Source organism: Paenibacillus albiflavus, assembly GCF_004344915.1.
GTDB classification, from domain to species: Bacteria; Bacillota; Bacilli; order Paenibacillales; family NBRC-103111; genus Paenibacillus_AM; species Paenibacillus_AM albiflavus.
Genome location: NZ_SKFG01000018.1, coordinates 78,558 through 99,113 on the forward strand (window position 1 = coordinate 78,558; position 20,556 = coordinate 99,113).

At 42.7% G+C, this 20,556-nt stretch carries 17 protein-coding genes; 1 reads left to right on the forward strand and 16 read right to left on the reverse strand.

The window, feature by feature from the left end; genetic code table 11:
• Positions 1–4: 4 nt before the first annotated feature.
• The 15 genes from adhE to E0485_RS17090 form a co-directional block, all read right to left on the reverse strand.
• Positions 5–2,614 (reverse strand): bifunctional acetaldehyde-CoA/alcohol dehydrogenase, encoded by a 2,610-nt coding sequence (adhE, locus tag E0485_RS17020; RefSeq protein WP_132419278.1) that lies wholly within the window; start codon positions 2,612–2,614, stop codon positions 5–7.
• A gap of 279 nt (positions 2,615–2,893) precedes the next feature.
• On the reverse strand, positions 2,894–3,841 hold the full coding sequence (locus tag E0485_RS17025) for a sugar-binding transcriptional regulator (RefSeq protein ID WP_132419279.1): 948 nt from the start codon (positions 3,839–3,841) through the stop codon (positions 2,894–2,896).
• A 37-nt stretch (positions 3,842–3,878) separates the two neighbouring features.
• Positions 3,879–4,844: an ABC transporter permease gene (locus tag E0485_RS17030; protein ID WP_132419280.1), complete on the reverse strand. Its 966-nt coding sequence runs from the start codon at positions 4,842–4,844 to the stop codon at positions 3,879–3,881.
• 9 nt (positions 4,845–4,853) lie between these two features.
• On the reverse strand, positions 4,854–5,912 hold the full coding sequence (locus tag E0485_RS17035) for an ABC transporter permease (protein WP_132419281.1): 1,059 nt from the start codon (positions 5,910–5,912) through the stop codon (positions 4,854–4,856).
• A complete protein-coding gene (locus tag E0485_RS17040) occupies positions 5,909–7,447 on the reverse strand; it encodes an ABC transporter ATP-binding protein (RefSeq protein ID WP_132419297.1) in 1,539 nt (512 codons plus the stop codon). Before E0485_RS17040 ends, E0485_RS17035 begins: the two co-directional genes overlap by 4 nt.
• A gap of 105 nt (positions 7,448–7,552) precedes the next feature.
• Positions 7,553–8,638 (reverse strand): BMP family lipoprotein, encoded by a 1,086-nt coding sequence (locus tag E0485_RS17045; RefSeq protein WP_235857607.1) that lies wholly within the window; start codon positions 8,636–8,638, stop codon positions 7,553–7,555.
• Positions 8,639–8,894: 256 nt separating this feature from the next.
• The gene (locus E0485_RS17050; protein WP_132419282.1) at positions 8,895–10,034 is read right to left on the reverse strand and encodes an exo-beta-N-acetylmuramidase NamZ family protein; all 1,140 of its coding nucleotides are present in this window, start codon (positions 10,032–10,034) and stop codon (positions 8,895–8,897) included.
• Positions 10,031–10,735 carry a PIG-L deacetylase family protein gene (locus E0485_RS17055; protein ID WP_132419283.1) on the reverse strand — a complete coding sequence of 235 codons (705 nt, stop codon included), beginning with the start codon at positions 10,733–10,735 and terminating at the stop codon, positions 10,031–10,033. The genes E0485_RS17050 and E0485_RS17055 overlap by 4 nt, the downstream gene beginning before the upstream one ends.
• A gap of 1 nt (position 10,736) precedes the next feature.
• Positions 10,737–11,705: a GNAT family N-acetyltransferase gene (locus E0485_RS17060; protein ID WP_132419284.1), complete on the reverse strand. Its 969-nt coding sequence runs from the start codon at positions 11,703–11,705 to the stop codon at positions 10,737–10,739.
• 24 nt (positions 11,706–11,729) lie between these two features.
• Positions 11,730–12,923 (reverse strand): anhydro-N-acetylmuramic acid kinase, encoded by a 1,194-nt coding sequence (locus E0485_RS17065; protein ID WP_132419285.1) that lies wholly within the window; start codon positions 12,921–12,923, stop codon positions 11,730–11,732.
• A gap of 2 nt (positions 12,924–12,925) precedes the next feature.
• A complete protein-coding gene (locus E0485_RS17070) occupies positions 12,926–13,786 on the reverse strand; it encodes a carbohydrate ABC transporter permease (RefSeq protein WP_132419286.1) in 861 nt (286 codons plus the stop codon).
• A 20-nt stretch (positions 13,787–13,806) separates the two neighbouring features.
• The gene (locus E0485_RS17075; RefSeq protein WP_132419287.1) at positions 13,807–14,709 is read right to left on the reverse strand and encodes a carbohydrate ABC transporter permease; all 903 of its coding nucleotides are present in this window, start codon (positions 14,707–14,709) and stop codon (positions 13,807–13,809) included.
• Positions 14,710–14,790: 81 nt separating this feature from the next.
• On the reverse strand, positions 14,791–16,227 hold the full coding sequence (locus E0485_RS17080; RefSeq protein ID WP_132419288.1) for an ABC transporter substrate-binding protein: 1,437 nt from the start codon (positions 16,225–16,227) through the stop codon (positions 14,791–14,793).
• A 54-nt stretch (positions 16,228–16,281) separates the two neighbouring features.
• Positions 16,282–17,196 (reverse strand): N-acetylmuramic acid 6-phosphate etherase, encoded by a 915-nt coding sequence (gene murQ, locus E0485_RS17085; protein WP_132419289.1) that lies wholly within the window; start codon positions 17,194–17,196, stop codon positions 16,282–16,284.
• A gap of 216 nt (positions 17,197–17,412) precedes the next feature.
• On the reverse strand, positions 17,413–18,270 hold the full coding sequence (locus tag E0485_RS17090) for a MurR/RpiR family transcriptional regulator (RefSeq protein WP_132419290.1): 858 nt from the start codon (positions 18,268–18,270) through the stop codon (positions 17,413–17,415).
• Between the two features lie 240 nt (positions 18,271–18,510).
• Here E0485_RS17090 and E0485_RS17095 point away from each other — a divergent pair, with 240 nt between their 5' ends.
• Complete coding sequence (locus E0485_RS17095; protein ID WP_132419291.1) at positions 18,511–19,509, forward strand: N-acetylglucosamine kinase; 999 nt, start codon at positions 18,511–18,513, stop codon at positions 19,507–19,509.
• A gap of 189 nt (positions 19,510–19,698) precedes the next feature.
• Here E0485_RS17095 and E0485_RS17100 read toward each other — a convergent pair.
• Positions 19,699–20,556 (reverse strand): SbcC/MukB-like Walker B domain-containing protein (locus E0485_RS17100; RefSeq protein ID WP_268957602.1); only part of this gene is annotated, 858 nt, incomplete at its 5' end.

Here is a 20,556-nt window from a genome sequence, read left to right on the forward strand (position 1 = left end):
AAATTTAGAATTTTCCGTAGTATGCATTTCTGTAAATTTCGACAAGCTCTTTAACAAGCGGCATACGTGGGTTAGCAGTTGTACATTGATCTTCAAATGCGCGGTCTGCCAAATATTCTACCTTAGCTTCAAATTCCTTTGCATCAATTCCTTCTTTCTCGAACGTTTCAGCGATATTCAATTTCGCATTCAATTCACGGATTGCCTTGATTAAGGAGTTAACCCCTTCTTCTGTTGTACGTGCTGGAAGCCCAAGGACACGTGCAATTTCGGCATAACGCTTATCTGCTATAAAATGATCATATTTCGGGAAAGAAGCGAATTTCGTCGGCTTCTGCGCATTGTAACGAATCACATGCGGCATTAAGATGGCATTCGTACGACCATGTGGTGTATGGAATTCTCCGCCCCACTTATGAGCTAGTGAGTGGTTAATACCTAGGAATGCATTCGCAAATGCCATACCTGCGATTGTTGATGCATTATGCATTTTCTCGCGAGCGACTGGATCTGCGTCTTTATACGATTTTTCTAAGTTCTCAAATACGAGCTGTATAGCCTTGATCGCAAGTCCATCTGTGTAGTCATTTGCCATAACGGATACATAAGCTTCAATTGCATGCGTTAATACGTCCATACCTGTATCAGCGACTGCTCCTTTTGGCAGCGTATATACAAACTCCGGATCAATAATCGCTACATCTGGTGTTAGCTCATAATCTGCTAGCGGATACTTGGTGTGACCTTCTTTTTTATCTGTAATAACCGCAAAGGAAGTTACCTCTGAGCCTGTACCCGAAGTTGTTGGAACAGCTACGAATTTGGCTTTTTGACCTAGACGCGGATATTTGTATACACGTTTACGGATGTCCATAAATTTTTGTTTAAGGTCATTGAAGTCGGTGTCTGGGTATTCATAGAACAACCACATCGCTTTCGCTGCGTCCATTGCTGAACCACCACCTAGTGCGATGATGCAGTCAGGCTTATACGAATTCATCATTTCTGTACCGCGATTAACGGTTTCAACAGATGGATCCGGCTCAACACTCGAGAAAATTTCAATGGAAACCGGTGTTTGACGCTTGCGAAGCCAGTGTTCAAGCTTAGCAACATAGCCTAACTTTACCATCATTGGGTCTGTTACAATGAATACGCGACTGATGTCTGGCATTTTGGCAAGGTATTGGGACGAACCTTTCTCAAAATAGATCTTGTTAGGCACTTTAAACCATTGCATATTTACTGTACGATGTGCTACACGTTTCACGTTAATTAAATTCACCGCCGTAACATTAGATGCTGTTGAGTTACCACCATAAGAACCGCAGCCAAGTGTAAGTGAAGGCAGGTTCGTATTATAAATATCACCGATTGCACCGTGTGTGGATGGGGAGTTCACGATAATACGTCCCGTTTGCAGACGATTGCCGAACTCTTCGATTACAGCATCATTATTGCTGTGAATAACAGATGAATGCCCCATACCGCCGAATGTAACAACTTCTACTGCTCGGGTAATACCTTCTTCAGCAGAATTAACTTTATAGCAAGCTAGAATAGGTGATAATTTCTCTGCGGATAACGGGAATTTAGGACCTACTCCCTCGATTTCCGCTATAAGAATTTTCGTATCTTGTGGCACTTTAATGCCAGCCAATTCGGCAATCTTATAAGCAGATTGACCTACAATGTTTGCATTAACCGCGCAAGAATCAGGTTTGATCGCCAGATCTGCCAGCTTAGCTGTCTCTTCTTTATTAGTGAAGTAGCAGCCTTTGGCGATCAATAATTTTTTGACTTCGTCATATATAGGCTTCTCAATAATAACGGATTGCTCCGAAGCGCAAATCATACCGTTATCAAAGGTTTTGGACAAAATTAAGTCTGTTACAGCTTGCTCAATGTTAGCAGATTTCTCAATGAAGCATGGCACGTTACCTGGTCCTACGCCAAGAGCAGGTTTACCTGTCGAGTAAGCTGCCTTAACCATTCCTGATCCGCCAGTTGCTAGAACAAGCGCGACATTCGGATGATTCATAAGTGCGTTAGTTGCTTCAATGGAAGGTGTTTCTACCCATTGAATACAGTTCTCAGGAGCACCTGCTGCAATCGCTGCATCGCGAACGATCTTAGCCGCTGCTGCGGAACTTTGCTGTGCAGATGGATGGAATGCGAAAATAATTGGATTACGAGTTTTCACTGAAATTAATGACTTGAACATTGTTGTGGAGGTAGGATTCGTAACAGGTGTTACCCCTGCAACGATACCAACGGGCTCAGCAATTTTCTGACAGTTATCATATGGATTGTCTTCGATTACGCCAACCGTTTTATCGTACTTGATACTGTGATAGACATATTCAGTAGCAAAAATGTTTTTAATGATTTTATCTTCGTAAACACCGCGTCCAGTTTCTTCATGTGCATGTTTAGCAAGTACCATATGCTTATCCAGTCCAGCAATAGCCATTGCATGAACGATATTATCAATTTGCTCTTGATCTAGTGCCATGAATTCTCCGAGTGCTTTCTTTGCTTTTTGAACCAAATCATTAATTTGTTCTTCTGCAGATACTTCCTTAGCAACCACTTTAACAGTTTCAGTAGCCATGTTCTCTCCTCCAATATGGGTAATAATTAAAGGCGTCGCTTGTGAATATTTTCACAAGTTTTTTTAAACGTAGTTTCCACTGTCTTTATCTAGTAAATTAATCTTGAACAGCCTCTCTACAATCTTTATTCTACATAGAGGTGAATTATTCGTATGTGACAATTGTCACACTATTTAAATTGTTATCGCTTACATTATAAAACATTTTTATAAAAAAAGGTTGATCTAAAAAAAGGAAAAACTAGTAACGAAATGAATCGTTACTAGTTAAATCTGAGCTTAGTCCTCTTTGCTAAGAAGTGACTGACCCGTAAAGTAATCCGTTATTAAGATGTTGGCATACCTGCCTTGGAGTGCGCCATGCAATGCTCCAACTCGCTTAGGACCACCACAAACGAGAATGGATTGCTCCTTCTTGGACAATTCGGTCGGGTCGATTCCGATCGTACGACTGTTAAGCACTTCACTGCAAATTTGACCCTCCATATCGATGTATCGGGAACAAATATCACCAACAGCATCGGAGTAGATCATCTGAAGATCTTCTTCAGAAAAATAATTCGTGTTGATAAGCACTGAATCTGCAGTCGGGATTCCAACGGTGAATAGCGCAATATTCGCGCTTTTGCCTAAGTCAAGCACATTGCGTATATGCCGATCCGATTCAATCGTCTCTTTGACAAGCGGATTATCCACAATAGCCGGTAAAGGCAAATAATACGGACTCGAGTTAAATGCAGCTCCGAATAATTGCATAATCTCATGTGCATATGTGTTGATTTCCGAATAGCTTACGCCACCATTTAGCTGAACAACCTTTACATTGTTGACATACTTATTCCGCAGGTGAAGTGCTACCTGATACAACGTAGTTCCCCATGAGGTTGCAATCGTATCTTCATCTTTAACATTATGATACAAATATTCCGCTGTCGCTTCACCAAGATATTGCTTGATAGTTCGTTCTTCATTTTGCGGAACTGGAACTACTATAACTTTATCGAGTGAAAATTTCCTCTTCAGTTCTGCTGCAATCTGCTCACTGTCATCCGCACGATCCATAATTTTGATCTGGACAATTCCTTCGGTCTTGGCTTGTTGCAGAAGCCTCGAAATCGTTGGTCTGGATACATTCAGTTTTCTCGCAATATCTTGCTGACTATAGTCGAGTTGATAGTATAACTGAGCAACTGCAATCATTTTTCTTAGCTTGTCTTCCTCACTCATTCAATATCACCGCATTTCTAGAAGTCAAATTCGAGCATCACCTATTCCCTTTTTGATAAGGAATACCATTAGCAGCAGGACCGACTGTCTTGCCAACGAATCCAGCTAGCACGAGGAGCGTAAGTGCGTATGGGAAAATATAAATAAAATCAACAGGTATATAATCCGTTAATCCATGGATCTGGAAAACGGGCTTAAGTGCTGACGCAATACCGAAAAATAGGGCGGCGAACATCCCAGCGATCGGGCGCCACTTACCAAAGATCAAGGCTGCAAGTGCAATATACCCTTGGCCTGATATCGTATTATGGGAAAAATTGCTCGTTGTCGTTAGAACAATAGTTGCCCCACCTAAAGCTGCTAACGCTCCACTCATCATAACACCAATGTATCTCATTTTAAATACATTGATAGCTACAGAATCGGCTGCCTTCGGATGCTCACCTACCGCACGTAGACGTAACCCGAATCTTGTTTTGTATAGAACAAACCAAGATGCAATTACAATAGCAAACATCAAAAAGCTCGTCGGATACATCGTAAAAATAGCATTGCCTAGATAAGGAATATCAGATAGAAACGGTATAGCCCATTTGCTAAACACATTTTGCAGAGTCGGCGTCTGAGCAGAACCATTAAGAATAATTTTGGAAATATAAAGCGTTAAACCAATAGCAAGAAAGTTAAGAGCAACCCCGCTGACAACTTGGTCCGCACGGAACGTGACTGATGCTACTGCATGCGGCAAGGAGAAAATAATCCCTGCAATGATCGCAGCAATTAAGCCAAGCCAAGGCGCCATAGCGCCAAGCTGCAAGCTAGTCTCTGCAAAGTAGGCGATAATCGCAGAGGTAAATGCTCCGACAATCATTAAACCTTCCAAGGCAATGTTCGTCACACCTGATCGCTCTGAGAACAAGCCGCCCAGCATGGCTAGCACTAGCGCTGTCGCATATACGATCGTATTATGAATAATTTCACTCGAAAGCTGAAGCCATTCCATCGCTATCACCTACTCCTTTCTTTTCTTAAATCGAAGTAATAGTTTGACCATTTCGCTTGCTGCCACGAAGAATATCACGATGGCAACGACGATGTTAATCAATTCCTCCGGCACGCCGGCGCCGAATTTAATACCTGCAGCCCCATAAGTAAATACAGCTAGCAGAAGCGCTCCGAGCACTGTGCCTATTGCGCTGTTGCGGCCTATTAGGGCGACAGCGATGCCGAGCATCCCGTATCCAGGGAAAGCAGAGTTAACCGCTTGATAGTGGAATACGCCAAGTATTTCACACACCCCGCCTACACCTGCAAAAATACCACTATAGAACATCGCCTTGACGATATTTGCTTTGACATTCACACCTGCATATTCGGATGCATGTGGATTAATTCCAACCGCTCGAAGCTCATATCCCTGCTTCGTTCTCCAGAGCACGATATAGAACACAACTGCTAATGCTATGGCAATCAAGATACCAAAATGAATGCGTGCCCCATCGAACCAGGATGTTACAGTGGAGGAGTTGAGCCATGAGCTATCAGCTATGTATTTGGAACGCATTTGGTTCGGTTCCAAGAAAAATTTCTTCACGATATAATTGCCTAAATATAAGGCAATCCAGTTGAGCATAATGGTCGAAATGACTTCGTGAACGCCGCGTTGTGCTTTGAGGTATCCCGCTATGACGCCCCACAGTCCTCCCATTACTCCACCCACAATAAGTGCAAGCGGCACATGTAGGAACCATGGCATTTGGAAGGTTACGCCTACAAAGGTCGCTCCCAGCATCCCCATCATGAACTGCCCTTCAGCCCCGATGTTAAATAGACCTGTGCGGAAGGCGAATGCAACCGCTAGTCCAGTAAAGATCAGCGGAGTCATCTGTCTGATCATTTCACCTATGCTATTCATGCTGCCAAAAACATATTCAAATAAAGATGCATAAGCCAAGATCGGATTATAAGAGCCAATCAACATAACTATGGCGCCTAATAGTAAACCTATAAGGATAGATACGATTGGAACCAAGGTGCTATCTTTGACGATCAATCGTGCTATTTTATTCATACCGTCCCACCTGTTCCTTGAGAATTGCTGCCTGCCATCATTAATCCGATCTCTTGCTCGGTCGTTTCCTTCGGATCTAAAATCCCGACGATCTTGCCTTCATAAATAACTGCAATGCGATCTGATAGATTCATAATTTCATCTAACTCTAGTGAATACAGCAGCACTGCTTTGCCTTTGTCTCTTTGCTCGATTAATTTCTTATGAATGAATTCAATTGCTCCAACATCAAGTCCACGTGTCGGCTGTGTTGCAATCAGCAAATCAGGATCGCTATCCACCTCGCGTGCGATAATGACCTTCTGTTGGTTGCCGCCTGACAATGCTCTTGCTGCTGTTAGCTCGTCTGGCGTACGCACATCATATTCCGCAATTAATTTCTTCGAATGCTCATTGATCTTATCGTAGTTGAGAAAGCCCTTATGGCTAAACGGTTGCTTATAATAGTCCTTTAGCACCATATTCTCAGCAACGCTGAAATCTAGTACAAGTCCGCGCTTCTGGCGATCCTCAGGAATATAAGCTACCTTATCTTCCGAAATCTGACGTGGCTTCGCATGCGTTATCGATTCCCCACGCAGTTTGACTTCTCCTGATTCCAGCTTTCTAAGACCTGTTAATACCTCAATCAGTTCTCGCTGACCATTGCCATCGACACCCGCGAGTCCAAGAATTTCACCGCTTTTCACTTCAAAAGATATCCCTTTGAGCGCTGGAATGCCACGGTTATCCTTAGCTACTACATTAGATACCTGGAGAATCGCATCTCCAACCTCTGCATCCTTCTTATCTACGCTGAAACTAACCTTACGGCCAACCATCTTAGCAGCCAGCTCATCAGTCGTCGTCTCGCTAGTCGCTACACTATCAATCACCTTGCCACGTCTAATAATCGTAACATTATCGCTTACTGCCATAATTTCCTTGAGCTTATGGGTAATCAAAATAATCGTTTTACCCTCGTTCACAAGGTTATGCATTATATGAATCAAGTCTTCAATTTCTTGCGGGGTAAGCACGGCTGTCGGTTCATCAAAGATCAAAATTTCTGCACCACGATAAAGCGTTTTCAAAATTTCAACCCGCTGCTGCATACCTACCGATATGTCGCTAATGAGTTGATCCGGTTCCACATGGAGCCCATACTTCTCTGACAGCTCCATCACTTTCTGTCTTGCCTTGCGATAATTAATCGTTAATCCATTTACTGGCTCTGCGCCAAGAATAATATTCTCAACTACCGTATACGGTTCTACTAACATAAAATGCTGATGAATCATCCCAATGCCAAGATTAATGGCGATACTTGGGTCCGTAATATTAACCTGTTGTTCATTAATATAAATTTCACCTTCATCAGGCTGATATAATCCGAACAGAATATTCATTAATGTGGATTTACCTGCTCCATTCTCGCCCAACAGAGAATGAATCTCACCTTTTCTAACCTTGAAGCTAATGGAATCGTTCGCTATAATCCCAGGAAATCTTTTTGTAATCCCTCGCATTTCTACTACGAGCTGTTCACTCGGCATCATCCATCACCTGCTTGCCTTAATATGGAATACAAGACTAGTACATCTCCTAAAGAAACGGACTAGCCTTGTATGAATTAGTCATCTATCTTATTATTCCAATATCTATTTTGTTTCAGGAACTGTAATTTCACCTTTAACGATCTTATCTTGATATTCTTTCACTTTCGCTAGAACTTCAGCTGGAACGTTAGGATTCTTCTCAGGTAGGCCTACACCATTATCTTTAAGACCAAGCTCGATCTTCTTACCTTCGAATTTGCCAGCAGCTGCATCAGCAGAAATTTTCTTAACCGCTTCGTCTACACGCTTCATCATGGAAGTTAGTGTAATTTCATCGCCGAAAGTTTTGGATTGGTCTTTATCAACACCAATTACCCATACGTTAGGATCTTTCTTCTTACGTTCTTTCGCTTCGTTGAACACACCGTCACCAGTGGAACCAGCAGCGTGGAAAATGATATCAATTCCATCACCGTACATGGAAGCTGCAGTTGACTTACCATCACTTGGTGAATCGAATTTACCTGTATACACTACTTTTACAGTTGCATCAGGTTTTACTGCCTTAACACCTGCTACGAAACCTACTTCAAAACGTGTAATAACTGGAATTTCAGCTCCGCCTACGAATCCGATTTTGTTGGATTTCGTCATTAGGCCAGCAACTACGCCTACTAAGTAAGAACCTTCATTTTCTTTGAACAGTACGGACGCTACATTCTTAGCATCCACTTCACCGTCAATGATACCGAATTTCAAATCTGGGTTTTGATCGGCAACTTGCTTAACCGCATCAGCCATCATGAAACCGATACCCCAAGTTAGATCCGTTTTTTGCTTCGCAAATTGAGTTAAGTTAGGAACGTAATCTGAATCGCTTGCACTTTGCAAATATTTAGTATTGTCTTTGTCGAATGCTTGAAGACCTTCCCAAGCGCTTTGGTTAAACGAGTTATCGTTTACACCGCCAACGTCTGTAACCATACCAACCTTAATCTTGCTAGCTGTTGGTGCTTGCGTAGCAGCTGGTGTCGCAGCTGGCGTAGCTGCAGGTGTTGCAGCAGGTGTTTCTGACGGACCTGTAGATGGTGCTGATGATGCAGCCGGCTTAGCTCCCCCGCAAGCTGTCAAGATCAATGTCATGACTAAAACTAGCGACATAACCCAACCCTTTTTTTGAATGCGCATTTTGTTTCCCCTCTCAAAACATTATTGTTGTCCATGTGATTTTGAAAAAATGAAAAATTATCCATGAACATATGTCACGTTAATTATATGTCAAAGGGTAAATCTTGTAAATCAGTTTTCTATGTTTTATCGCTTGTACATCTACCAAAAGAGTAAAAATCAGACAAATATAATTCAATATTTTATAGATTCCGTCATTCACCAAAACAAAACAGAACACTCCATCCCTAAGTGACAGAGTGTTCAAGGTTTATGTCTAGTACAAATGATACTGCTGCTTCATCTTGGCAAACTCTTGGCTTTCCTCACGGAAGCGTTCTACCATGGCAGCTACGTCTAAATTCTCCTGACGATATATATTATCGCCGCACAGCAGGTCGATAAACGGTCTGCTATTCTCCTTAACAGGAGGCAAGAATTCGAATTCTTCATAGTTCTGCTTGATCGTAAACAATAAATCAATACCCATTTCAAGCGGCTTAAGTGCGTGTCTATCTGTGATATAAATTTGTACCCCACCGCATAATACACCTTCATGCTTGGAGGTAGTAGGTTTAAAATACACAGGACGGAATAGAACGCCAGGCAGCTTCTTACGGTTCATCTCATCTGATAGAGTCTGAGCATCGATATACGGAGCGCCGATGATCTCAAACGGACAAGACGTACCTCTTCCTTCTGACAAATTGGTGCCTTCAAACAAGCAGGCACCTGGATAAACCAAGGCGGAATCGAATCTAGGAAGCCCCAGAGATGGCAACACCCAAATTCGGCCTGTATCCGCGAATTGCATCTGACGCTCCCAGCCATCGCAAGGTACTACATGTAGCTTGCAATTCCAGTTCATTTGCTCATTGGCCATTGTCGCCACTTCACCCGCTGTTAGACCATATCGCACAGCTAGCGGATAGTTACCGACAAAGGATTGAAAGCCATCCTTGAGCACATTGCCTTCTACCGTTACGCCATCTAATGGATTAATTCGATCCAGAACAACGAATTCTTTGCCTGCCTTGGCACAATCCTCAAGTGCGTACAACATCGTATAAATAAACGTATAGTAACGAGCTCCTACATCCTGAATATCGTATACGACGATATCCACGCTATCTAGCATTTCCTGCGTCAAGCGCTTTGAATCTTTGCGATATAAGCTATGAACAGGCACACCTGTATATTTGTCCGTATAGGTATCCACTAATGCACCAGCCGCTAAATCGCCGCGCACACCGTGCTCTGGACCAAACATAGCCGCTAGATGATATTTTTCATGCAGAATCTGAATAGTAGAAACAAAATCCTTGTTTAAACCCGTTGGCGCTGTAATGAGTCCGATTCGTTTCCCTTTGAAAATATGGTCATACTTATCAATTTGATCTATTCCATTAAGAATCATAGTCCAGACCTCAACTCACGCAAAGTCTCTTGTGGGATCATGAATGTCTCCGCATATTGTTTGCGAGCTTCGATACCTCTAACTCTTGCCAAATGTTTATAGTACTCCATGTATGGGAAGGATTTGCTGCCCGTTACAAACCAATGCTTGGACAATGCGTCAATCCATAAATCATATGCCTCTTGCGAGAAATCGATGTAAACATAAGGGCGATAGTCAACTGCATCTTCCCAGTTCTCTGCATAATACAGCTTGGAAGCAAAGAATGCTGGCAATTCTCTTTCAAAGGATGGCAATCCTGCAAAGAATCTAGCATCATTCACGATGCGATGTGTGGTCATATGATCCTTGTGCATACTTCTGCTATGATGCGTAATCAGGATGTTCGGTCTCACCTGACGAATAACGTCGGCTACTTGAACACGCATTTCATGTGAATCTGGCAGCTCACCATCTGGGTTATCGAAAACAATTGCTTCTCCGCCTAACATGGAAGCAAAAGTTTCAGCTTCTTGTACTTTTTGCTTACGATAATCCGCCATATCTCTGCCTGCTGGCACGCCGCGTTCACCTGCAGTAAGCGCTAAAGTGACAATGCGATCTCCCTTAAGTGAATGACTAGCAAGCACACCGCCTGCAGTCAATTCCATATCTCCAACATGACCTCCAACAGCTAGAATCGTTAATTTTTGTTCACTCATGTTAAAATATCTCCTTTCGCATAATCGCAAATTCTTTAGCTTCTGTAAATCCTGCTTTCTCATATATGCCTAATGCAGGATTGTTTCTACCCGTAAATAAAGACATGTACTCGGTGCCAATATTCTTGAATGCTTCACATAATTTGAAGAAAAGAATGCTGCCCAGTCCATGACCTTCATATTCAGGATGGACGCCAATTCCTGCAAAATAGCCTCTTCCACTTACCTGACGTATGACGGGTCCAGCGAATCCAGCAGCTTTGCCTTCACAAGCTGCAATAACTACAGGCACACCGTTTGCTGTACTTTCAGTAATTTCTTTGAGCCATAAGGGATTTCCTAATCCTTCCAGCATTTCTTGAACTCCGTGATACTGATTCGCATCAAATAGCCCTACTGTAAATCCTTTGGCAGCCGCTTTCTCTTCTTTCAACCGAATATTCTCAGGAATCGAGAAGCCTGCCAGATTTAGATACATCGCACATTGTCTTGCACGATCGATATAGCCTTGTTCTAGTAGAAACGCATATAAGGCACTATCCACAGGTACGCCAGGTGCATTGTTATGCTCGTGCTTTGGCGTTCCAGGGATGTACCATGGAAGATGCATAGGGTTAAAGAATAAGAAATCAGCCTGCTTTTTGCCTGCAAGCTGGAATTGCTGCTCTAATGCATGAAGCAATTGCTTGTAATGATTGTCTGTTTTCCAGTCACTGGACACAAGAATGCACGTGATATAACCCGCAACATCACCTAATGGCAGGTCATCACCGGTACATCCACATGCAAATCCAATCACTTGTTCAGATTCAAGAAGGACAAAAGCAAGCTCTTGTTTAAAGTAACGATTGTTTAGAAAAATATCAGCAAAGCTTTGTTCTGTAAGTTCCTTATATCCATCGTTCACTGCTTCGTTGTTCCATAATCCAATGACCTGTTCGATATAGGTATAATCGAATGGTACTATCATAATGAACATCCCTCTCAGCAAGAGCTAGTATGATATTTTGCCCATAATGACAGGACGCTCGGCTCCTGTTACGTTCGGTAAATTATTCGTTAGTCTTGCCATTGTATAATCTGCAAGCAGTGCAAATGCAACTGCTTCTTTGGCGTCACTGTTATAACCAATCTGCTCTTGTGTTAATACCTCTATACCCATAACACTAAACTCTTCGGTCAGATACTTCATCAAAGTATGATTGTAACTGCCGCCACCTCCAACGAACAAAACGTCAGCTGGATGACGATCTCTCACATAGCGACGGTAAGCATCTCCAATTGACCATGCTGTAAGCATTGTAACAGTGGCTACTATATCCTCGAATGCGAGATTCAACTTGCCTGCATAAGCTAGCACTTGATCCACATATTCAGAACCGAATAGCTCTCGACCCGTTGATTTAGGAAGCGGAAGTGTGTAATACTCCTCTTGCTTTAGGAGCTCTAGTAAATCTTCATCTACATTGCCCTTCTGAGCAATCGCTCCACCTATATCCATCATCTGGTCTCCACCCGTTATTCTTGCTACAACGCCATCGATCAGCATATTGCCAGGACCTGTATCTAATGCAAATACCTCATCAGATGTACAACCTGCAGGAATTACTGTTAGATTGCCGATTCCCCCGATATTCTGCAAGAGAATCGTTCGATTCTGCTCACGATATAGCAAATACTCCGTAAATGGAACAAGTGGTGCCCCTTGTCCTCCGACCGCCATGTCTGCTACACGAAAATCAGAGACACAAGGGATTCCTGTTCTTGCTGCGATTACAGCTCCTTCACCAATCTGGACCGTATAACGAAGATCATAGCCTTCACGATGCTGCAAGTTAGGAGCATGATAAATCGTTTGTCCATGCGAGCCAATCGCATGAATATCTTGAGGGGTAAGCTTTGCCTGTTGAATAACTGACAATGCAGCATCGGCATAAAGCTCACCCAAAAGTACATTCATCATTCCAACTTTATCTACCGTAGCTTGTTTTGGATCAAATAATGTAAATATCTCTTCTCTAACCGCTTTGGGAAATGCGATATTCTCAAAAGCGATTAATTGAACGTTCGGCTTAGTATCTAAGCTCTCGCTAATTTCAATCACAGAAGCGTCAATACCATCAACTGATGTGCCTGACATCAATCCGACAACATAGCGTCGATTTAAGGTAGAGGAATGAGTTTCCATTTTTATCCTTTCACAGCTCCTACTGTAACCCCTTCAAGGAAGTATTTTTGTAAGCTAAAGAATAGAATAAACATTGGTAATGCCGAAATGGTTGCACCCGCCATCATTGGCGCGATAAAGGTTGTATTCGCAAAACGGAAGTTTTTAAGACCAACCTGAATCGTTTGCATATCCATTGTATTCGTAACAAGTAATGGCCAGAAGAATGTATTCCAGCTATCCATGAACGTTAGAATTGCCATAACAGCAAGTACAGTTTTGGATAATGGTAGAATAATTTTCCAATAAATTTGGAATTGATTACAGCCTTCGATTTTGGCACATTCAAGAACTTCGTTCGGAATACTGCTCATAAACTGTTTAGATAGGAAAATGTTATAAACCGTAACAATACCAGGTACGATAAGCGCGCCATAAGTATTTTGCATATCGAACGTATTTACGATCAAGATGTACAAAGGAACTTGTGTTACTTGGTACGGAATCATCATCGAAACTAGTAAAACCGCGAATAGTACACCTCTGCCTTTAAAACGAAGCTTGGAAAAAGCATAACCAGCTAAGCTAGCAAACAAGACGTTGGATACTGTTACTGAACTTGCAACGATAAGTGAATTTAATATCCATTTATAAGAATGTTCACTGAAGTCGAAGAAGAATTTGTACGATTCAAACGATATTTGAGAAGGCAGAATCGAGTAGCTAATTGCTCCAGCCTCAACCGGATCACCAAACGAAGTGATAACCATGAAATAAATTGGAAAAATGGTTGCTAAAGCAAAAAGAGTTAGGCCGATAAAAATGATCGAGTTTCTTATATGTCTTTTATGTGGTTTGCCCGTATGGTTGCTAAATAATGCCATTATTTATCCCTCTCTCTCTCTTAGTATTCTACGTCTTTACCTGCATATTTGAACTGAAGGAATGAAATGACTCCAATAATAGCAGCTAGAATTAGGGATTGAGCGGCAGCTTTACCGAATTCAAAATATGTAAATGCGTTATTGAAGATCAGCAAGCCCATCATTGTAGTCGAGTTATTCGGTCCTCCACCTGTCATGAGGAAAGCATTTTGGAATACTTGGAAAGATCCTATCACACCAGTTACAAGCAAGAACAAAGTAGCAGGTTTAATTGCAGGCACAACGATATGCCATAGTTTTTGGAAGAAGTTCGCACCATCTAGTTCAGCAGCTTCATAATAAGCATCATCAATGCCAAGCAAACCAGCTAGATAAATGATAATACTTGTACCGTGGCTTGATAACCAAGACATAAGTACGAGTGAAAACATTGCGGTTTTGCTAGATCCCAGCCAGTTCTGACTATCGATACCTAAATAGCCAACTAGCTGATTTAGAATACCGCCTGGTAGTGCATCAAAGATCCACAACCAAACAACGGACAAAGCAACACCAGATGCTACAACAGGTAAATAGAAAGTCGCTTTAAAGAAAGTTTGTGTTTTCTTTCTCAAAGGTAGAATCAAAATTGCAACACCTAAAGATAAGGCCAAGTTTACAGGCACTGTCAAAATCGTATACACAACCGTATTTTTGACGGATTGCCAGAATAATGGATCTACAATTGTAGTTTTATAATTATCGAATCCAATAAAAGTGGAACCAAGCGGTTTATATTCTTGGAAGCTGATAATAATTGCGTTGACCACTGGGTAAGCTGTAAACATTGCAAATGCAGTTAATGCTACAGCAATAAAGGCGTATCCCCAGGCTCCTTCTCCTCTGATTCTTCTTTTTTTCGTAGTTTTAGCGATACTAGTCATTTGTCATACCCCGTTTCAGAGCGTCGGTTATAATGCGGGTAGTCGTGCATTGCGCACGACTACCCCGCCTAACAACATACATTATTCTTTTACAATTCCGTCTTCACCAAACGCTGCAACTGCAGCTTTCTTAATTTCATCGAACATAGCTTCAGGAGTCATTTCACCAGCCATTAATGCTTGGAATTTCGGTACGATTACTTCAGTTTCAATCTTGATAGCTTTAGCAGCTAGTTCAGAAGGAATATCAGGACGAGCAGGTGTAGCATGTTTCAACATATCTTCAATAGCAGCTGCGTTGTTAGGATCGCGATTAACTGGGAAGTCTTTCGCAGCATCTCTACCACTCTTCGTGATAAGGTTCAAGAAACCGTCTGCACTAGTACGTGCCGCAACTTTACCACTAGCTAAGAAATAAGCAGCTTTTACAACGTTTGCTTTGTGTTCATCTGTAGGATCTTTCTTACCACGGAATGTTACATAACCGTCAACAACTGTAGTTGCAACAGCTTCAGCGCCTTGGAAAGATGGAACAGGAAGCGCAACGTATTCTACTTCAATACTATCTTTAACTGCGCTAGCATCCTTATTCTTGATCTTTTCGTTATTTTGTCTTGCATTGTTTTCGAATGTTGCAAGACCTTTACCAGTGATCATTGTTTGACCAGTCAAGAACATGTTCCAACGCTTACCAGCATCAACGGAACTAAGTTCTTTAGGCATGGAACCGTCATCGATCAATTGACGAAGATCTTTCAGCAAGCCAAGATAGTTCTTGCTTGTGTAAGTATATTTCAAATCTTTGTTAAACTCAGACGGCATACCTGCACTTTTAGCCATGATAGACAAGTAATCCTTAGCTGCAACACCTTTAACTGCAAATACGAAGCCGTAACGAGTTGGTTTACCAGGCTCAGTTACTACACCTTTTTTGATTGCTTCGCGGAATTGGTCATAAGTCCAACCATTCTTTTGAACGCTTTGCCAGTCAATTCCCGCTTTATCTAAGAACTCTTTGTTACCACCGATGGAGTGAACTTCCATATAAGCTGGGAAGCCGTAAAGTCCTTTTCCGTTCTTCATATATTCGAATGGAACTGGATCATAGTCAGCAACCATTTCTGGCGTAACTACATCAGTGATATCCATTAGCATGCCTTGGTTCACATATTTAGGAATACCGCTGGAACCGATGAATGCGATATCTGGAGGGCTACCAGCGTTAACTTGAGTATCAAGTTTGGAAGTCATATCTTCCCAGCTAGCAGGCTCGATTTTAAGTGTTAGGTTTGGATACAATGCGTTGAAATCTTTTTGCATTTCATCAAACGTTTTTTGGAAGTTACCTGATACCGGCGGTAGAAGCGCTGTAATGGTATCTTTAGCATCTGAATTAGTTGCTGCTGGAGTTGGTGTTGCGCTTCCTGCATCTTTATTGGCTGTGTCGTTGCTGCTGCAAGCTGCCAAAGACATGCTCAAAGCCAAAACTGATGCGATAATTGGCATTTTTCTTTTCATTTGAATTCCCCCAATAAATAAATGATTTAGATTAATAGAATGATAGATTCACAACTAGATTGGCGCACTAATTGTACGAATAGCTTCTTTCAAGTTGCCATTGCATTTGTTAAGTGCAATTTCTGCAAGCTCTGCATCTAATCCGGTTTTGATCATCATAATCGCTAGCTTGCAGTTCATCGAAGCTTGCTTCAAATAATGAGTAGCCGTTTCTGCATCCACATCCGTAGCAATCTGAATGATTCGAACAGAACGATCATACAATTTGAGGTTGCTAGCTTTTAAATCTACCATAAGATTATTATACACTTTTCCGAGCTTCACCATCGTACAAGTTGTGAGCATGTTCAGAACGAGTTTTTGAGCTGTTCCTGACTTCATACGAGTGGAGCCCATAATAACTTCTGGTCCAACAACAGGCGCGATGCATATATCACAGTATGGTTCTAGCTTCGAATTCTTATTGTTCACTACCCCGATTGTTATTGCACCTATCTCTTTAGCCTTTTGAAGTCCAGCAATAACAAATCTAGCACTGCCGCTAGCAGTAATCCCGATGACGGCATCCTTGCTTGTTACACCGCAACGTTCGATTAATGCGACCCCTTCTTCTGCACTATCCTCAAAACCTTCTACTGCTACTCTTAGTGCTGTATCTCCTCCGGCAATATGCCCTTGAACTAACTTAGGGTCAGTCCCGAACGTCGGTGGACATTCAGATGAATCTAGTACACCAATTCTACCTGAGGTACCAGCACCTATGTAGAACATTCTGCCTCCACTACTCAGCACTTGATATAAACTATCAACAGCTTTTGCAATTTGAGGAATTTCCGCTTCCACCGCTCCAGGAACCAAAGAATCTTGCTGATTCACTAATCGCAGCATTTGTTCCGTTGAACACTCATCAATTGATAAAGTGCTCTGATTGATCCCTTCTGTAGCTAAGCCAGCAAGATACTCATCCATACGAATCCTCCATTCTTAAGTATTTGGTTGAAGCCGCTTTCATCAAGCTTGTAAATGTTTTTTCCTACACCCTTATTCTAAGTAATTTCAGAGAATAATTCAATAACATTTTGAAAAAAAAATTTAAATTAAAAAAAATTGCTGTTTTTTTATTTTAAAACTTGCATAAGAAAAGACATCGCCGTATAGAATTATACGATGTCCCTCCTTCTCGAATTAGTGTTTACTCGCCAAAATTTTGTGCGTCTTGCTCAAATACCGTTTTACATTCTGATAGTCGCTACTTGCAACACCTGCAAACAAAATATCAATTACCGTAAGCATCGCAATTCGGGAGCCCATCGCACCGCTCCTAATCGTAATTTCAGGCGTTGATATACTTAGAACAATATTAGCCTTATCTGCTAGCTGGCTTTTATTATACTTCGTAATTGCAACAGTTAAAGCACCACTCTTTTTGGCAATTTCAAGAGATTCGAGAATCTCAACCGTTTCACCAGAATTCGAGATAAAGATTGCGACATCACCCTTCTCAAGCAGAATGGCAGACTCAAGCTGGCTATGTCCATCCGTACATGTCCGGCACATCTTATTGATTCTTGAAAATTTCTGATCAGCGTCTAACGCTACAAGCCCTGATGCACCTATTCCAAAGAATACAATGCGGTTACATTCCCGCAGAGCATCAACTGCGCGTGCGATCTCATTGCGGTTAATGACACTTAAAGTGTCTTCAATAGATTTGCAATTGTTACGTGAGATATTGTTAATAATAATCGATAGGTCATCCCCTGGCTGGATATCGGTGTACGGATCGTCCTGTTGTTCATCCATCGAGCCTAAAGAAGCAGAAATACTAACAATAAAGCTACGATACCCGCTATAGCCCATCGTTTTGCAAAAACGAAGAACAGATGCATCGCTCGTTTTACTAAGTTGAGCGAGATTCTTGATCGAAAGATGTGGTATTTCTTCCATGTTGTCTAGTATGTACTCTGCAACCATTCTCTCTACCGGTGTCAAACTATCCTTCATATCCCGCAGTTTAAGTAGAATGTTATCATTAATTGCCATTTTCATTACCTACTCACTATAATTTCTCCAAATCAACCAAATTGTAAGCTTAAATGAATTAAAAAACAAGAGCTTATCATGAAATATATGTAAATTTCCGAAATTTTATTCTGAAAATAAAATTGCATATTAAAATTTTATTTCTAGAATCTGTTGTTAGTCTATCAACTCCACGCTATAATCAAAAGTATAGAATACTACCCAAAATAATGATCATAGCACAAGGAAAGAGGTACCCCTATGAATCTAAATTTCATTATTGGCGTTGATGGCGGAAATAGTAAAACTGACTATTTGCTATTTGATAAACAAGGAAACTTCGTGGATCACATCAACACGGGCACATGCAGTCACGAACAATTTCCAGATTCCTATGAAGCTTCCTATCGAATTATGAATCAGAATATTGTAAATATCCTCGAACGCAATCAGCTATCGATAAATGACGTCATCGCTGGTGCATTTGGTCTAGCAGGTGCTGACATTCCTCCGCAGAAGGAACAGCTTAATAACGTTATCGAACGAATCGGGTTTACCCATTATGCGATGGATAATGACTCCTTCCTAGGAATCAAGGCAGGCAGTGACAAGGGCTATGGCATATGCAGCATTAACGGTTCCGGCACTTCAACCGGCGGAATCTCTCCTACTGGTAAACGTCTGCAAGTCGGTGGCGTTGGCAGCGAATTGTCAGGCGATGAAGCCGGCGGCTTCTTCCTCGGAAGAAAGGTGCTTCGCGCCGTATATGATGAGTTTTATCGCATGGGTCCGCAAACTTCTTTGACAGCGCCTGTCATGGAGCTTTTGCAAATTCCTCGTAAAGAGCAGTATATTGAGGTTGTACTGGAGGGTGCTGTAAAGCGCAGCTTGCCAAATACAGATCTGATTAATATTCTTCTTGCTGCTGCTGAACAAGGGGACGTTATTGCCATGCAAATTGTAGATAACACTGCACTTCAGCTTGCCCGTTCCACGGTAGGCTGTATCACCAATTTGGATTTTGAAAATGAAGTGGATATCATTCTGGCTGGCTCCGTCTGGGTCAAAGCCGTTCGTCCGATTATCTTCGACCTGTATAAGAAACATGTTGCCGAGCTAACCGAGTTGAAATGCAATTACAGTATTCTCAAAGCTCCTCCAGCAGCTGGCGCTGTTCTATGGGGACTTGAGCTGGCATGGGGACGTCCTGTCGATGCGGATGTCCGTCGCAAAGTAATTGAGACGATTGAGAAATTGTAATAGCTGTAATAAAAATTTAACTGGAATTGATCCTGTTATATTCTTTAGGTGATACTTAGCATTAGCATCCTATATCAATTACAAAAGGGGATATCGAGAGTCAACTGACTTTCGATATCCCCTTTTTGTTTATGCGTCCACTTTAACAAGCTTTCCAAATCAATCTAATATGATCATTATCATGTGCTATTAGCTTTCTTCTAGCTCAATTCGTGATCCACGACCTGATGCTTCTGCTGGATGAACAATTATCTTGCGCGGTAGTCTTGCCTTGAGTTCAGGCACATGTGATATGACGCCCACTGCTACGCGATCCGTATGCAGGCGCTCCAGTGCAGTTACGACCGTATCTAGCAAATCGCCATCTAAGGTGCCGAATCCTTCATCAAGGAAGAAGAATTCAAGCGGGTACTCCCCTTTGAGCTGAATTTGCGCGGATAAGGCCAGCGCAAGTGCAAGCGAGGTGAGGAAGGTTTCGCCGCCTGACAAGGTGGAGACGGGGCGCTTCACACCACCATTCGCGTCATCGCGAATGACGAAGCCGCCGCTTGAATCCACCTCAAGCGCATAACGGCGGCGTGTCAGTTTGCCGAGGCGCTCCGAGGCGGCCCTTGATACGCCGAGCAGCTGCTCCTCGGCGAGGAATTCGACCAAAGCGTTCGCCTTCAGAACGCTTTGCAGCTTGTGCAGGCGACCGCGCTGCAGCTCCTGTGCGGCTCGCTGCTGCTCGAGCACGCTCCATCTGGCGTGCTTCGCCGTCAGCTCGCTAAGCGCATGCTCCGCACGTGCCGCTGCCTGCAGCGCCGCTTCGCGCTGCTCCTCGGCCGTGCGCAGCTCCGCCTGCGCGGCAGCCCATTCCGCGGGCGTCACGACGCGCCCGCCCAGCTTCGCCGCGAGCGCTGCGCTTCGCGCACGCAGCGCCGCTTCCCGCTCGCGGTGCTCCCGCACGCGGGCGGCCGCTGCGCTCGCGACATCGCTCGCGAGCAGTGCCGCCTTCGCCGCTTCGCCCGTGGCGAAAGCGGCGGCTTCGAGCGCCTCGCGCAAGCG

Bases quoted from the DNA above. Each gene is read 5' to 3' on its own strand.
- adhE (WP_132419278.1), bottom strand. From the start codon at position 2,614: ATGGCTACTGAAACTGTTAAAGTGGTTGCTAAGGAAGTATCTGCAGAA.
- E0485_RS17025 (WP_132419279.1), bottom strand. From the start codon at position 3,841: ATGAGTGAGGAAGACAAGCTAAGAAAAATGATTGCAGTTGCTCAGTTA.
- E0485_RS17030 (WP_132419280.1), bottom strand. From the start codon at position 4,844: ATGGAATGGCTTCAGCTTTCGAGTGAAATTATTCATAATACGATCGTA.
- E0485_RS17035 (WP_132419281.1), bottom strand. From the start codon at position 5,912: ATGAATAAAATAGCACGATTGATCGTCAAAGATAGCACCTTGGTTCCA.
- E0485_RS17040 (WP_132419297.1), bottom strand. From the start codon at position 7,447: ATGCCGAGTGAACAGCTCGTAGTAGAAATGCGAGGGATTACAAAAAGA.
- E0485_RS17045 (WP_235857607.1), bottom strand. From the start codon at position 8,638: ATGCGCATTCAAAAAAAGGGTTGGGTTATGTCGCTAGTTTTAGTCATG.
- E0485_RS17050 (WP_132419282.1), bottom strand. From the start codon at position 10,034: ATGATTCTTAATGGAATAGATCAAATTGATAAGTATGACCATATTTTC.
- E0485_RS17055 (WP_132419283.1), bottom strand. From the start codon at position 10,735: ATGAGTGAACAAAAATTAACGATTCTAGCTGTTGGAGGTCATGTTGGA.
- E0485_RS17060 (WP_132419284.1), bottom strand. From the start codon at position 11,705: ATGATAGTACCATTCGATTATACCTATATCGAACAGGTCATTGGATTA.
- E0485_RS17065 (WP_132419285.1), bottom strand. From the start codon at position 12,923: ATGGAAACTCATTCCTCTACCTTAAATCGACGCTATGTTGTCGGATTG.
- E0485_RS17070 (WP_132419286.1), bottom strand. From the start codon at position 13,786: ATGGCATTATTTAGCAACCATACGGGCAAACCACATAAAAGACATATA.
- E0485_RS17075 (WP_132419287.1), bottom strand. From the start codon at position 14,709: ATGACTAGTATCGCTAAAACTACGAAAAAAAGAAGAATCAGAGGAGAA.
- E0485_RS17080 (WP_132419288.1), bottom strand. From the start codon at position 16,227: ATGAAAAGAAAAATGCCAATTATCGCATCAGTTTTGGCTTTGAGCATG.
- murQ (WP_132419289.1), bottom strand. From the start codon at position 17,196: ATGGATGAGTATCTTGCTGGCTTAGCTACAGAAGGGATCAATCAGAGC.
- E0485_RS17090 (WP_132419290.1), bottom strand. From the start codon at position 18,270: ATGGCAATTAATGATAACATTCTACTTAAACTGCGGGATATGAAGGAT.
- E0485_RS17095 (WP_132419291.1), top strand. From the start codon at position 18,511: ATGAATCTAAATTTCATTATTGGCGTTGATGGCGGAAATAGTAAAACT.